The organism is Amycolatopsis sp. lyj-23, from assembly GCF_046549135.1.
GTDB lineage: Bacteria > Actinomycetota > Actinomycetes > Mycobacteriales > Pseudonocardiaceae > Amycolatopsis.
This window is the reverse complement of record NZ_JAJPWN010000033.1, coordinates 46,180-58,087: the sequence shown is the minus strand read 5'-3', so window position 1 is coordinate 58,087 and position 11,908 is coordinate 46,180. Positions and strand designations below refer to the sequence as shown.

The 11,908-nt window shown below is 71.3% G+C and carries 19 protein-coding genes; 12 read left to right on the top strand and 7 right to left on the bottom strand.

The features are described 5' to 3' along the window. Nucleotides 1–241 precede the first annotated feature (241 nt). From ACLJPY_RS48905 to ACLJPY_RS48860, 10 genes are all read left to right on the top strand, one after another. Nucleotides 242–676 (top strand): hypothetical protein, encoded by a 435-nt coding sequence (locus ACLJPY_RS48905; RefSeq protein ID WP_410597865.1) that lies wholly within the window; start codon nucleotides 242–244, stop codon nucleotides 674–676. Nucleotides 677–753: 77 nt separating this feature from the next. Next, nucleotides 754–1,311, top strand: a complete 558-nt coding sequence (locus ACLJPY_RS48900; protein WP_410597864.1) for a hypothetical protein — start codon at nucleotides 754–756, stop codon at nucleotides 1,309–1,311. 124 nt (nucleotides 1,312–1,435) lie between these two features. Beyond that, nucleotides 1,436–1,687: a hypothetical protein gene (locus ACLJPY_RS48895; protein WP_410597863.1), complete on the top strand. Its 252-nt coding sequence runs from the start codon at nucleotides 1,436–1,438 to the stop codon at nucleotides 1,685–1,687. Between the two features lie 214 nt (nucleotides 1,688–1,901). After that, nucleotides 1,902–2,603: a hypothetical protein gene (locus tag ACLJPY_RS48890; protein ID WP_410597862.1), complete on the top strand. Its 702-nt coding sequence runs from the start codon at nucleotides 1,902–1,904 to the stop codon at nucleotides 2,601–2,603. Nucleotides 2,604–2,963: 360 nt separating this feature from the next. Next, nucleotides 2,964–4,523: a hypothetical protein gene (locus ACLJPY_RS48885; RefSeq protein WP_410597861.1), complete on the top strand. Its 1,560-nt coding sequence runs from the start codon at nucleotides 2,964–2,966 to the stop codon at nucleotides 4,521–4,523. After that, nucleotides 4,520–5,338: a hypothetical protein gene (locus tag ACLJPY_RS48880; RefSeq protein WP_410597860.1), complete on the top strand. Its 819-nt coding sequence runs from the start codon at nucleotides 4,520–4,522 to the stop codon at nucleotides 5,336–5,338. The genes ACLJPY_RS48885 and ACLJPY_RS48880 overlap by 4 nt, the downstream gene beginning before the upstream one ends. Continuing rightward, nucleotides 5,335–6,441: a hypothetical protein gene (locus ACLJPY_RS48875; protein WP_410597859.1), complete on the top strand. Its 1,107-nt coding sequence runs from the start codon at nucleotides 5,335–5,337 to the stop codon at nucleotides 6,439–6,441. Before ACLJPY_RS48880 ends, ACLJPY_RS48875 begins: the two co-directional genes overlap by 4 nt. A 16-nt stretch (nucleotides 6,442–6,457) precedes the next feature. Next, nucleotides 6,458–6,925, top strand: a complete 468-nt coding sequence (locus ACLJPY_RS48870; RefSeq protein ID WP_410597858.1) for a hypothetical protein — start codon at nucleotides 6,458–6,460, stop codon at nucleotides 6,923–6,925. Between the two features lie 25 nt (nucleotides 6,926–6,950). After that, a complete protein-coding gene (locus ACLJPY_RS48865; RefSeq protein ID WP_410597857.1) occupies nucleotides 6,951–7,079 on the top strand; it encodes a hypothetical protein in 129 nt (42 codons plus the stop codon). A gap of 112 nt (nucleotides 7,080–7,191) precedes the next feature. Further along, nucleotides 7,192–8,085 carry a hypothetical protein gene (locus ACLJPY_RS48860; protein WP_410597856.1) on the top strand — a complete coding sequence of 298 codons (894 nt, stop codon included), beginning with the start codon at nucleotides 7,192–7,194 and terminating at the stop codon, nucleotides 8,083–8,085. A gap of 18 nt (nucleotides 8,086–8,103) precedes the next feature. Here ACLJPY_RS48860 and ACLJPY_RS48855 read toward each other — a convergent pair whose 3' ends face one another. The 7 genes from ACLJPY_RS48855 to ACLJPY_RS48825 form a co-directional block, all read right to left on the bottom strand. After that, complete coding sequence (locus ACLJPY_RS48855; protein ID WP_410597855.1) at nucleotides 8,104–8,427, bottom strand: hypothetical protein; 324 nt, start codon at nucleotides 8,425–8,427, stop codon at nucleotides 8,104–8,106. A gap of 95 nt (nucleotides 8,428–8,522) precedes the next feature. Next, nucleotides 8,523–8,969: a helix-turn-helix domain-containing protein gene (locus tag ACLJPY_RS48850; protein WP_410597854.1), complete on the bottom strand. Its 447-nt coding sequence runs from the start codon at nucleotides 8,967–8,969 to the stop codon at nucleotides 8,523–8,525. A 23-nt stretch (nucleotides 8,970–8,992) separates the two neighbouring features. Then, nucleotides 8,993–9,220, bottom strand: a complete 228-nt coding sequence (locus tag ACLJPY_RS48845; RefSeq protein ID WP_410597853.1) for a hypothetical protein — start codon at nucleotides 9,218–9,220, stop codon at nucleotides 8,993–8,995. Next, nucleotides 9,217–9,543 carry a hypothetical protein gene (locus ACLJPY_RS48840; RefSeq protein ID WP_410597852.1) on the bottom strand — a complete coding sequence of 109 codons (327 nt, stop codon included), beginning with the start codon at nucleotides 9,541–9,543 and terminating at the stop codon, nucleotides 9,217–9,219. Before ACLJPY_RS48840 ends, ACLJPY_RS48845 begins: the two co-directional genes overlap by 4 nt. After that, nucleotides 9,540–9,857, bottom strand: coding sequence for a hypothetical protein (locus ACLJPY_RS48835; protein WP_410597851.1), 318 nt, complete (start codon nucleotides 9,855–9,857; stop codon nucleotides 9,540–9,542). Before ACLJPY_RS48835 ends, ACLJPY_RS48840 begins: the two co-directional genes overlap by 4 nt. Before the next feature lie 49 nt (nucleotides 9,858–9,906). Next, entirely contained in the window at nucleotides 9,907–10,215 is a 309-nt protein-coding gene (locus ACLJPY_RS48830; protein WP_410597850.1) for a hypothetical protein, read from the bottom strand. Continuing rightward, nucleotides 10,208–10,330: a hypothetical protein gene (locus tag ACLJPY_RS48825; RefSeq protein WP_410597849.1), complete on the bottom strand. Its 123-nt coding sequence runs from the start codon at nucleotides 10,328–10,330 to the stop codon at nucleotides 10,208–10,210. Before ACLJPY_RS48825 ends, ACLJPY_RS48830 begins: the two co-directional genes overlap by 8 nt. A gap of 366 nt (nucleotides 10,331–10,696) precedes the next feature. Between ACLJPY_RS48825 and ACLJPY_RS48820 the strand changes: the two genes are divergently transcribed. Together ACLJPY_RS48820 and ACLJPY_RS48815 are read left to right on the top strand one after the other, a co-directional pair. Next, a complete protein-coding gene (locus ACLJPY_RS48820; protein WP_410597848.1) occupies nucleotides 10,697–11,557 on the top strand; it encodes a helix-turn-helix domain-containing protein in 861 nt (286 codons plus the stop codon). A gap of 2 nt (nucleotides 11,558–11,559) precedes the next feature. Beyond that, nucleotides 11,560–11,796, top strand: coding sequence for a DUF397 domain-containing protein (locus ACLJPY_RS48815; RefSeq protein ID WP_410597847.1), 237 nt, complete (start codon nucleotides 11,560–11,562; stop codon nucleotides 11,794–11,796). Nucleotides 11,797–11,908 lie beyond the last annotated feature (112 nt).

Here is an 11,908-nt window from a genome sequence, read left to right as displayed (position 1 = left end):
CACCTCGCCGGGAAGTACCGGCCGCTGACGCGTCCGGTGCGGGCCAGCCCGCACCCGCCGAGGCGCTGCCTCGGACTCCGGCAACCGCTGCTGAGAGAGGGGGAGTGCCGGCACCCGAGGTGGTCCACAAGATCAACACCGTCACCCATTTGCGTATCCTGACCAGGGAAAATGCACTACCGTTTAAACGGTAAATACGGTAAGCTGGAGTCACAACGGAGCGAGAGGCCAGGAGGCGGACATGACCACCACGACCCGGACCATCGAAGAGATCCTCCGGATCCGGCAGCGGGCGGCCGAGCTGCGCGTGCTGGAGCGCGCGATGGCGATCCTGAAGGTCCAGGCAGCGATGCGCGACGCGATCGTGCCGGACCGGTACGCGGAGGAGATGGCCGGCCTGGTCGACGCGAAGACCCTGGCCGACGACGCGCTCACCCTGGTCAAGCGCGAGATCGAGGCCCAGCAGGGCCTGCCCGTCGATCCGGTCGCCTACGACCCGGCCGCCGGCGCCGTGCTGCGCCGCTACGCCGCAGTACTCATGCTCGACGACCCCCAGCTCACCGCCGAACAGGCCGAGACCCAGGCCGGCACCGACGAGGGCGCCCGGTTCCAGGGCTGGCAGGAGCGCTTCGGCGAGAAGTTCGACGACGAGGAGGACGAGGACGGCGAAGCCTGACCAGCAGAAACACCACCCAGGGGAGGGGCGGCCGAGCCGCCCCTCCCGCAGTGTCACCCGAGACGGAAGGACCCGAGATGGGTTACGTGACGATCACCCGCGGCGCCGAGGAGCAGGCGGCCGCCGCCCTGTACGCGGCCCTGATCACCCTGCACACCACCGGCCAGGAGAGCGCCGCCGCCGCCCTGCTGGCCGGCGTGTCCGACGAGCTGGCCGACCGCGTGGCCACCCTCGCCGACCGCGACGTCGCCGGCGGACTCGCCGCGGCGCTGAAGGCATCCCACCGCACCCCCACGCAACCTGACCGGCCCCAGCCTGCGCCCGCCCAGCCGCAGCGGGACCCGCAGAGCCGCGAGGCCCTCGTCCACCGCGCCCTGGTCGAGGCGCTGGCCACCGTCGGCGTGCAGCTGCCGGCCGACCGGCTGCCCGAGCAGTGGGAGACCGCGTTCGGCGCCCTGGTCAGGCGCGTCACTGACGTCGCCCAGGAGGACGGCGTCACCGTCGTCGAGGTCCTGACCCGGCTGGGCACCAGCAAGCTCACCGCGGTCACGCGCGTCGACAACCCCTCGGCCTACCTCGCGGCCAAAGTGCGCGACTGGACCCCCGGCGACGACTTCGACGACACCGGCCGGTGAGGACGACGATGCACGGGACGGGCCGGCTGGTATCCGGCCCGTCCCGGCCGTCACCCTACGACCCCGACGACACGAACCACCCGAAAACCTCGGCAGGACAAGGGAGAACACGCACGATGGCACTGTGGAGCCGCACACCGAAGCAGCAGCCGGCCCCGGAACCGGCGTGCCGTTCTTCGAGAGCGAGATCGAGACCGTCGAGCACGCCGTCAAGCTCGTGCAGACCAGCTCGTTCTACAGCCAGGGCCGCGGCGCGTACGACAGCCTGCTCGCGCAGCTGCACTCCCGGCTCGGCTACGCCCAGGCCGTCAGCTACCTCGACGGCCGCCTGCCCGTGTTCCGCCAGCAGCTCGAACCGCCCACCCACGGCCACTGACCAGCAACAACGACGACACGAGGGCACCGGCCGCGCGGCGGCCGCGCCCACAGGAAGGACCGCGGCCGCCAAGGGACCTGACCAGCGGCAACCGACGCGGCGGGCCGGACCAATATTCGAAGATCGTCCAGCCCTCTGGGGGAGAAGCTCCCCCAGACCCCCTCCCTCCGAGTGGGCGCGTCGAGCAGCCACCTGCCAGCAAAGGAGCACGAGCGTGAGCACCACCGACAGCCCGACCGCGGCCGCCGCAGCGCCGAGCATCGCCGAAGCACTGGTCACCGCCTTGTCGGCGACCTGGCGGGCGATCCAGGCCCGGCACCCGGACGTCCCGGAAGTGGTGCTCACGCTCGGCTCCGGCACCGACCGGCGCACCCGCGCAGCCAAACACGGCCACTTCGCCCGCCGCCAGTGGATCCGCCCGGTCCCGGCCGGCGCCGACGTCGACACCCCGGCCGCCCAGGACCAGTACGTACACGAGTTGCTGGTCAGCGGCGAGGGCCTCGCCCGCGGGCCCGCCGAGGTGCTGGGCACCCTGCTGCACGAAGCTGCCCACGCCGCGGCCGAGGCCGCCGGCGTCACCGACACCAGCGACGAAGGCCGCTACCACAACAAGAAGTTCGCCGCGCTGGCCGAGAAGCTCGGCTTGCAGGTGGCCGAGGCCGGCCGTCTCGGCTGGGCCGTCACCTCGGTTCCGGACACGACCGCCGAGACCTACCGTGACCAGGTCGAACAGCTCCGCGGCGCACTCACCGCCTACCGGGTGCCCGCGCCGGCCAAGACGAGCGGCACGGAAGGCCGCCTGCTGGCCGCGGTGTGCGGATGCCCGAAGCCCCGCCGGATCCGCATCGCGCGCACGACGTTCGACGCCGCCGGCATCGTCTGCACGGCCTGCGGGCACGAGTTCCAGCTGGCGTGACCCGCGCTTGCGCCGAACTGGAATATTCGATTACTCTGTGAATTCGGTCGCGGCGGCTCCGCTGCCGACAAGCTCCACCCGCCACCCGGTGCAGGCAGCCAGGCGACGCACGAACCCGCAGCACACAAGTACACAGCGAGCGGTTAGCCGGCCGGACGTCGAAGCGCCCTTCGTGGGACAGCCGACAAGCCCCAGGCCAGCACCGCAGCCGTCGAGGCCCTCTCCAGCACCAACGGAGAGGGCCTCTTTCACGTGCCAAATTTCCCGTTTAAACAGAAAAAATATCATTACTTACATTATTTATATAATGAAACGAAAGTATCAGTTGTAATGTAAGTCATGATATGGTAAGGTGCATGTATGACTGAGAGTGACGCCCGGGTTCCGACCGTGCTCGGCGAGGAATGGCCGCTCGACACCGCGAAAGCGTGCGCCGCCGCGATGGTCGACCGGGCGAAGGGCGCCGGACGGCTCGACGACGGCGAGGCATCGGAGATGCACGAGCTCCTGGCCGCCGCCGGCGACGTCTACGCCGTGCACGACCTGGTCGCCGGCAAGAAGGCCACCACGACGGAGCTCTGCTACTACCCCGGCTGTTTCCATGCCCGCCGAGCGGCCGGAGCCACCGGGAAGCCGCCGAAGTACTGCGACATGGTGCGCGACAACCGCGGCGAAGACGGGCACACCCCGGTCCGGTCCTTCCGGCGGCGCAAGGAGCTGACCAGTGGCGGCAGGGCCACGGCCGAAGAGCGCGAGGCCGCGTCGCTGAAGCCGCTGACGCCCGTCAGCGATGCCCGGGTCGCGCTGCCGGTCCGGGCCGCTCACGTCGAGAAGGTGGTCGCTGACGGCGTCGCCGACATCCTCGACGGCCTGGAGCAGCTGCGCCGCCAGGTCGCCACCATCGGCGACGACGAGTCCCGCGACGCGGAGATCGAGACGATCCGCGAAGAGGAGAAGCGCAAGACCGGCGAGGCGAACACCGCACGCCTGGCCGCGGAGAAGGCCGCTCGGCAGACCGCCGCGGAGGCCGACGAAGCCCGCCGGGTGCGCGACGAAGCCCTCGAAGCCGCCGAAGACGCCGTCGCGCGCACCCAGGAGGTCGAGGAGGCCGCAGCGGCCGAGCGCGCACAGCACCAGCAGGCCCTGGAGCAGCTGGCCGCGCGGCACCAGGCCGAGCTCGCCGAGGTCCGGCAGCAGGCCGAGGACGAGATCACCGCCATCCGGGACGCGGCCGAGAAGACGATCACCGAGGCGAAGGACCAGGCGCAGGCACGCATCGACACGATCACGGCCGAGAAGGACGGGGAGATCGCCGAGGCGCAGGCCGACGCCGCCGACGCCCGCGGACGCGCTGACCAGCTCGAAGAAGACCTGCAGACCACCCGCGACGGAGCCGCAGCCGATCGTGGCCGGCTGGAAGCGGCCCAGGCCGAGCTCAGCCGCGTGCTCGGCGAGCTGGAGGCACTGAAGCAGGAGCAGCAGGCCGACCAGCAGCGCCACGACCAGGAGCAAGCTGCGCTGCGCGCCGACCTCACCGCCGAGCGAGAGCGTGCCACCGGCCTGCAGCGGCGGCTCGACGACACCGCCCGCACCCACGCGGCCGAGCTGGAGAAGCTGACCGGCCGCGCCGAGCAGCTGCAGCAGAAGCTCGACGACGCCGCCGCGAAGCACCAGGCTCGACTCGACGAGACCGTCAGCCGGCACGGCGAGGAGGTGACGCGGTTGCACGAGCAGCACACCGCCGACCGCGACGCCTGGCGCACGCAGAACGCCGAGATCCAGCGCGCCCACGCCGGCCAGGTCGAGACCCTGCAGAACGCCCTTGACCAGGCGAACCAGCGGATCGAAGCCCTCACCGCCGCGGCCGCGGCCACCGAGACCACCGGCGGCAAGACCGCCGGGAAGGGGACGCCGAAGTGACCCGGACCGTGCACATCGCCGCCGACGTCGCCGCCGCCCTCGGACCCGAGCAGGTCGCCCGGCTGACCGGGCCCGAGTGGATCGACCAGCGCGTCCAGTGCTGGGAATGCGACGGCTGGATGGAGACGGGCGAGGACGTCGCCGTGCTGCTCGTGCGCGTGACCGACCTCGTCGACCCTGACACCGGCGCCAGCACGTCGTTCGCCCTGCACAGCCACCCGGCCTGCTCGCCGTCGAAAATCCTGGTCACGACCGACCCGGAGATCCGTGCCCGCCGCGGGGCTCTGGCAACCCAGCGCGACGAAGACGAAGGCGACGACGTTGACGCCGTGGCGACCGTGCTCGACACCGGCCGCGGCAGCGCCTACCCGGTCGTCATGTTCAGCTACCGAACCGAGCTGATCGCCGACTCCCCCGGCCCCGAGCGTGTCGACCTGGTCGTCTCCGGCCTGATGAGCTTCGGATGGCACCTGGTCGGCAACCTCGCCAACCCACCCGGCCCCGGACCCGCCGGCTTCCGCCTCCGCTTCACCCACGAGCGCCCCGCCCCGGCCTCGCCCGGCGTCCTTGAGCTGCTCGACCCGGCCGGGCAGGTCGAGACCGCTGTCGAGGTCACGCCCGGCCGGTACTGGCGCCCCGGGGTGGCGATCTCCGGGCAAACCGTCCTGCTGCAGGGCAGCCGCTACCTCACCGATTGGGAGCGCCGCGGCCGCGCCGCCGTGAAGGCCGCCGTGCGCGCCGGGTCGATCGTCGGCGGCATCGTGCCGGTCGAGCTGCGCGGCCCCGGCAACGACGTCCCCCGGGCGCGGCGATGAGCCTCACCACGCAGCTCGACGGCCGCGACCTCGCCGACTGGTGCGCCGGGGCCTTCCCCGGCACCCCGGCCGTCGTCGACCAGGTCGTCGCCGCAGCCCGCGCCGCCGGCCGCCCGGTCCGACCGACCGGGCACGTCGAACCCTCACACTGGGCCGACATCGGCGGCGCGTTCGGGCAGCGCCTGGCCGATCTCGTCGACCCCGCCCCGCCCTACGGTGCCCTGCTCGGCATGATCCGCGCCGGGTGGCTGACCTGGGACGTCGCCCACGAGCAGGCCGCCGCCTACCCGACCCACCGCGACCTCGACGCCGAGCACCGCGCCCGCGCGCTGTCCCTGCGCCGCACGCCCGACGGCTGGCTGGACCTCGGACCAGCCCGTGACCATCTGGAACCCGACCCCGCCGCGGCGGCCGCGCTCGCCGAGCTGCTCGAGCGGACGCGCGCCTACCAGGCCGCGCACGCGCCGGTCGGGACGCTCGGCTCCCCCGGCGCTGAGGCCGGCCTTGCCCGTTCGGCGTGGGTGATCGCCGCGTGCGAGGGCATCCACCGTTCCGGCCGGATCGCTCCGGATCTCTCGAACGTCATGGCTCGCGGCGGCCCCGCTGGTGCCCTCCGCGCCATCGCCTCTGACCAGGCGGTATCCGAACTCGTCGAGCTCGCCGGGCGCCTGCAGACCCACCGCGTGCTCGACGAGCTCCACCGCCTCGCCGGCCACCCCGCGCCCGGCGACCCGCTCGGCGTCGCCGCGCCGACCTTCGTGCCCGGGTGGGCCGACGGCGACCTGCTGGTCGGCACCTCGGAGACGACGACGCTGCTCGACGTGAAGACCGTGATCTCCCTGTCCAACCCGGACCGGATCGCCCGCTGGTGCTGGCAGATCCTGCTCTACGCCTGGCTCGACACCGGCGACCTGCACCACATCCGCGCCGTCGGGCTCTACCTCGCCCGCCACGGCGCCCTGGTCACCTGGGACCTCGACACCTACGCCGGGCTGCTGCTCGACGACCCCAGCCCCGATCTCCGGCACCGGGCCCGCGAGTCGTTCCGCGGCGTCGCCACCGACGTCATCCGCGCCGAAGGCGCCCACTTCCCCATCGCCTGACCAGGGAGAACCCCCGATGCCTCCGTCCGAGAACCGGCCGTCGCCGGAGGAGCTGGTGGCGACGTACTGGCCGCACCAGCGCCCCTACGACCGCGACGGCCTGGCCGACGCGCTGAGCACTGCGGCCGAGCTGTTCGGCGTCGCCAGCCACGCCACGGACGTCGGTCCCGTGGCGGCGCACCCGCGCATCGTGGCCACGGTCCCGCAGGTCACCGACGTCCAGGAAGCCGCGTACCACCTGGCCAGGGTGGCCAGGCAGCTTGCTCCGCTCGCGCGGAAGCTCGCCGACCGGCTGACCACGCTGACCGCCGAGGACCCCACGCTCTACACCGACAGCCCCGAGGAAGCCGGCGCCCACACCACCGCGGCCGCCGCCGATCTCGCCCGCGCGGTGGCCGCGGCCGAAGAGCTCGCGCGCGACTTCACCGGCGCGTTCCAGACGCTCGGCCACGTCAACCACCGCCGCCTGCAAGACCCGGAGTGACCTCCTGACCAGGAAGGACATCCCCGTGAAGCTGTACGCCGTCGTGGCCATCGACACCGACGCCCCGGACAAGCCCGAGCTGATCGCCGCGCATGGCCGGCCCGCTGGATCGACAACGAGGCCACACCGACGCGCGGCCTCGACGACCAGCTGACCACCCTTCGCTTTTCGTCACGCGGCCACCGGTGACGCTATCCGTCGCTCGGACCTGCGGTGATGAGTAGAAACCCGCTGGCCAAGATCAATCCAGCGTGGACGATGGAGGCATGAAGGGCGGGAGCGGGAAGCAGGTCCTGAGCGTTCTGGCGCCGGGACCGACCGGGCTGGCGATCTTGCGGCGGACCCTGCTCGGCGTCGCCGTGCTCGCGTTCCTGCTGCTGTGGTGGAGCGGATGGCGCTGGTTCCCCACGGTGATCTGGGCCGTCATCCCGACGCTGGTCGTCGTGCTACCCGGCGTCCGTCGGCTGATCGACGAGTCATGGGGCCTGGTCGTCGGCTTGCTCGTCGCCGCGTTCGCGCTCACCGCCTCCGTGCCGGGCGAGCTGGTCGCGGTCGCCTGGGGCGCCGCGATCGCCGCCGTCGCCGGGCTCATGCTGGTCAAAGGCGGTTTCGGGTGGCGCAAGTGGGTGCCGATCGCCGCGTTGTCGGTCGCCGGCGTCCTGGTCGTCACCGGCGGGATCGTCTGGATCGTCAACGCCAAGGACCGCGCCGCCGAGGCCCAGCGCCAGGCCCAGCTCGCGCACGAGGACAACGTCTCCAAGCTTCTGCCGACCAGCCCACGCTCGGCCGTGATCGGCCTGGTCGAGGCCGTCGCCGTCGAGGCGAAGGCCGAACGCGCGTGCTTCACCTTCAGCCCGACCGCGGCCGCCGAGTTCGCCGTCGCCCACCAGGCCGCCGACTGTCTCGGCGCCCTGGCGAAGCTGCGCAAGGACGTCCGGAATTTCGACGACTACGTCAACCAGGTGTCGATCCCGACCCAGGACGAGGAGAAGAACCCGCCGCCGGCCGGGGCGCCGCGGCGCCTCGACGCGTGCCACCTGGAGTTCAGCAACTTCATCAGCGGCGGAGACGACCGCGCTGGCCCTCAGATCGGCCTGCTGACCTTCCAGCAGCAGCACGGCAACGGATACCTGATCACCGAGTACCGGCCGTGCCCCTGACCAGGCTTGTATAACGACCTATACGTCGTCGCTTATTGGTGGCGCCCCGCGGCGCACACCGCCCGGCGATTCGTGTCCAGGCACGCCGTCGAACTCGTTGTTGCCCTCATGAAGCCGAGTCGCGACCGTCCGAAGCGCCGAAGCGGCTGCAGCGGGGCTGACAACGTCCTCGGCGATGAGCTCGACCAGCTGCTGCACGGCGGTCAGGTCGATTGCGATACCTGAGCCAGCGCCGGGCAGGTCCCGGCGCGACTCTGGCACGGGCACCACGTTGACGAGTGCCGTCACCTGGGGGATCTTGCGGTCGCCGACCGGCAGATCGAATTTCATGTTGTAGGGCAAGGGAAGTCCTTCGTGACGACGCGGAGCCGAGGGCGTATCTCGGAGTGCCGCGACCGTAGCGCGGAAAGCCAGGGGCGGCCACAGCCGGTCAGCAGTCAGGAACCGAGGGCCCGCAGGGTCCGAACCAGCTCGGCGGCGGGCACACCGCACAGCTCGGCCATACGATCGACCATGTCGCCCTCGAAGCGCACGACGTCCGTTGCGCTGGTCGCGGTCGCCTTCGCCCAGCGCTGCAACGGAGCCAGCTCAGGGCGCGGGCTGGCGATGATCCTGACCAGGGACACCACCAGCTCGTCCCCCACCGGCAGCCGCCGCGCGACCCGCGCGAGCACCTCTTCCGGGCGGATGCCAAGCCCGCAGCACAGCTCGGCCAGACGGACCACCGAGCACTGCCGCGTCCCCAGTTCGTACGTGGCCAGCGTCTGTAAGGACAGGTCGATCTTCATGCGCGCCCGCAGCTGCTTGCGCGTCCACCCACGCGCACGCCGCACCGCACGCAGTTCCTCGCCCAGCAGCTTCTGGTACAGCTCGGCGTCGAGCATGGCAGGCCCTTCCCGCGATGTGGTCACGGCGCGCCCCGGTGACCTCGGGTGTGGTCGGTCGGGCTCGGAGGCGCTGCGGTGGTCGACGACGAGGGGGTGGTGGTGTCGGTGGGCGGTCCCGCCGCGACGAGGACGGTCAGCAGCGCCAGCGCGACGATCGCCGCGGCGGCGCCGAGGACCAGCGCGCAGCCGAGCAGGACGTGACCGGGCCGATGAGACGGGATCGGCTCGAGCTCCTCAGGCCCGGTCATCGCGGATCACCGGCGGGTGCGGCGGCGGCCGGGGCCGGCCAGGAGCGGACGACGGCGACGACGTCCAGGAGCGTGCCGTGAGCCGAGTCCTCCACCAGCACGGGCCATTGAAGTGCGAACGGGTCGTCCGGGTCGGCTCGTTCGTCGGCGCGGTAGGCGTGCGCGTCGGCCTCGCCGAAGGCGAGTACGACGTCGGCGACCGGGCGAACGCGCCATACCCGCCGGTATTCCACGGTGGTGGCCTCGCCGTGGCGGTCCAGCAGCACATGCCCGTGAAAACCGACGTGCTCCAGCTGCTCCAGCAGCTTCGCGATCGCGCTCACGGCGAGGTTCCGGGTCGGCGCGCGGCGTCGCGGGCCCGCTCGTGTTCGACCAGCGGTGCGTCGTCGGCGTGCTCGCCGGTTGCCCAGTACAGCGCGGTCAGCGCTGGTACCTCGTGGCGCCAGTGCTCGCGGCCGTCGAGGTAGCGGCTGATCACGACCGCCGGCCCCGCGACGTCGACGTAGGTCAGCATCTCGACCCGGTCGCCGCGGCGGCGGGTGAGCACCACGCCGGCCTCGGTGTCGCCGGGGTGCTCTACCAGCGTCCAGCCGATCGCGCAGGCGCTGATGATCAGCGCGCGTTCCACGGGCGTCATCGCGCCACCTCCGCTTGCTGGGCTTGCGGCGAGCCGTCGCGCCGGGTGTTCATCGACGACTGCCCTGCAGCAGGGAAAAGCCGCGTCGACGGTGCCGTCCCCGGGACTGCTCAGGGATCACGACGTCGGTGGCCGTCGACGCGGCAGCAGCGCGGCGGGCGGCAACGACGATCCGCCGGCACGCCGCGCACGGCCGCCCAGACGGCTCAAGAAGCGAGACGACGCGGACGTTGATGCCGCACACCGCGCGGAACTGGCCGTCCGTGCGCAGGTTCGCCTGGACGACCTCGTCGGTTACCTCGTGCTCGAAGCCGTCGAGATCGCTGGTCAGCGGGATAGTGAAGAGGCGCTCAGCCACGGCGGCCGCCTCGGCGGTGAGCGCGGACGTCGCCGACGATCCCCGCGACGACCCACGCCGCGGTGCCGAGCGCCACGAACGTCAGCGGTGCCAAATCGCGCAGTGTCTGCCACATAAGGGATCCCTCGCTGGAAGGCGGTGGTCCGCCCAGGGCGAGGGGGGAGGAACCCCCGGACGGACCACCACCGTCTGTCGCTTCCCGGCGGAACGGGCGCGAAAGGGTTCGTGCGCTCGCTCGACGTCGTCGGGAAGGCGGTTCAGTCCTGGCGGTGCGGCTTCGGCCAGCCGGTACTCAGCCTCAGCACCCCTTCGCCGAGCCCGTTCCGGCTCACCGCACCGCCAGCGGCTACCGTGTAACTGGTTCGGTTGGTAGCCACGTCTGAATGTAGACGGTCACATTGTGAACGTCTACATTTTGGTCATGGCCTATCCGGGTGAACCCTTGTTGTCCTCGTACGCTGACGAGCCCGGAGGTACGACGGTGGTTGCGTCGAGCCCCACCGCGCTCAAGCGCTGGATCGCCATCGAGCTGCAGCGACTTCGCAAAGCAGCCGACGTGAAGCCCGAAGACGCGGCCAAGCGGATCGGCAAGGCGAAGACTGTCATCCACCACATCGAGACCGGGCGGAACCTGCCCGCGCCGGCCGACCTGGAAGTGCTCCTCAACCTTTACGGAGTGGCCGAGCGGACACCGTTCTTCCGTGAGCTGGTCAAGACCGCCAAGCGGGGCACCGACTGGTGGAAAGACTTCACCGACGCCGTGCCGGAGTGGTTCCAGCTCTACCTGGGCCTGGAGGCCGCCGCCGCGCGCATCTCCAGCTACGACGCACAGATCGTCCCCGGTCTGCTGCAGACCCCCGAGTACGCCGAGGCCGTCATCCGTGCCGGTGAGCGGCGCCTTCCCGACCACGAGGTCACGCGACGCGTGGAGCTGCGCATGGCCCGCAGCGCCATCCTCACCCGCGACGAGCAGCCGCCCCAGCTGTGGACCGTGCTCGACGAAAGCGTGCTATACCGGCAAGTCGGCGGCCCGGCTGTCCTGCGAGCCCAGCTCGACCACCTGGTCGCGATGGCCGAGCTGCCCAACATCGACCTGCAGCTGCTGCCCGCCGACCGCGGCGCGCACGCGGGCATCGAGGGGACCTTCACGATCCTCGACTACCCCGACGAGTTCGCGCCCGACCCGGGCACGGCGTACGTCGAAACACGACGTCGCGGCATCTACTACGAGCTGCCCGAGGACGTCCGCGACTACCGCGACGCACTGGATCAGCTGAAGCTCGCCGCGACCCGGCCGGAGGACACTGCGGCCGAGATTTCCCGTAGAGCAAAGGAAAAGTAGGGATGGACCACACAGAAGCACGCCATGCACTCAGCGGTCTTGTGGCCGGCTGGTGCAAAGCTTCGGCCAGCCAGGGCCAGAACGGGTGCTTCGAGTTCAACTTCGACGTCGCCGGCTGGGTCGGCGTGCGCGACTCCAAGCTCGGCCACGACTCAGAAGTGCTGGTGTTCAACAGGATCGAGTTCGAGGCGATGCTCGCCGGAGCACGAGCCGGCGAGTTCGACGGACGGATTCAGTAGCAGTCCGTTTCGGCACCTTGCGCCCCCGGAATTCCCTCGACGGAATGCCGGGGGCGTTGTCGTTCACCGCGAATCTGGCCAGGCTCGGGCCTTGCCCGACGACGTGAACAGG

Bases quoted from the DNA above. Each gene is read 5' to 3' on its own strand.
- ACLJPY_RS48875 (WP_410597859.1), top strand. From the start codon at position 5,335: ATGAGCCTCACCACGCAGCTCGACGGCCGCGACCTCGCCGACTGGTGC.
- ACLJPY_RS48845 (WP_410597853.1), bottom strand. From the start codon at position 9,220: ATGACCGGGCCTGAGGAGCTCGAGCCGATCCCGTCTCATCGGCCCGGT.
- ACLJPY_RS48835 (WP_410597851.1), bottom strand. From the start codon at position 9,857: ATGACGCCCGTGGAACGCGCGCTGATCATCAGCGCCTGCGCGATCGGC.
- ACLJPY_RS48900 (WP_410597864.1), top strand. From the start codon at position 754: ATGGGTTACGTGACGATCACCCGCGGCGCCGAGGAGCAGGCGGCCGCC.
- ACLJPY_RS48850 (WP_410597854.1), bottom strand. From the start codon at position 8,969: ATGCTCGACGCCGAGCTGTACCAGAAGCTGCTGGGCGAGGAACTGCGT.
- ACLJPY_RS48825 (WP_410597849.1), bottom strand. From the start codon at position 10,330: ATGTGGCAGACACTGCGCGATTTGGCACCGCTGACGTTCGTGGCGCTC.
- ACLJPY_RS48905 (WP_410597865.1), top strand. From the start codon at position 242: ATGACCACCACGACCCGGACCATCGAAGAGATCCTCCGGATCCGGCAG.
- ACLJPY_RS48870 (WP_410597858.1), top strand. From the start codon at position 6,458: ATGCCTCCGTCCGAGAACCGGCCGTCGCCGGAGGAGCTGGTGGCGACG.
- ACLJPY_RS48885 (WP_410597861.1), top strand. From the start codon at position 2,964: ATGACTGAGAGTGACGCCCGGGTTCCGACCGTGCTCGGCGAGGAATGG.
- ACLJPY_RS48815 (WP_410597847.1), top strand. From the start codon at position 11,560: ATGGACCACACAGAAGCACGCCATGCACTCAGCGGTCTTGTGGCCGGC.
- ACLJPY_RS48860 (WP_410597856.1), top strand. From the start codon at position 7,192: ATGAAGGGCGGGAGCGGGAAGCAGGTCCTGAGCGTTCTGGCGCCGGGA.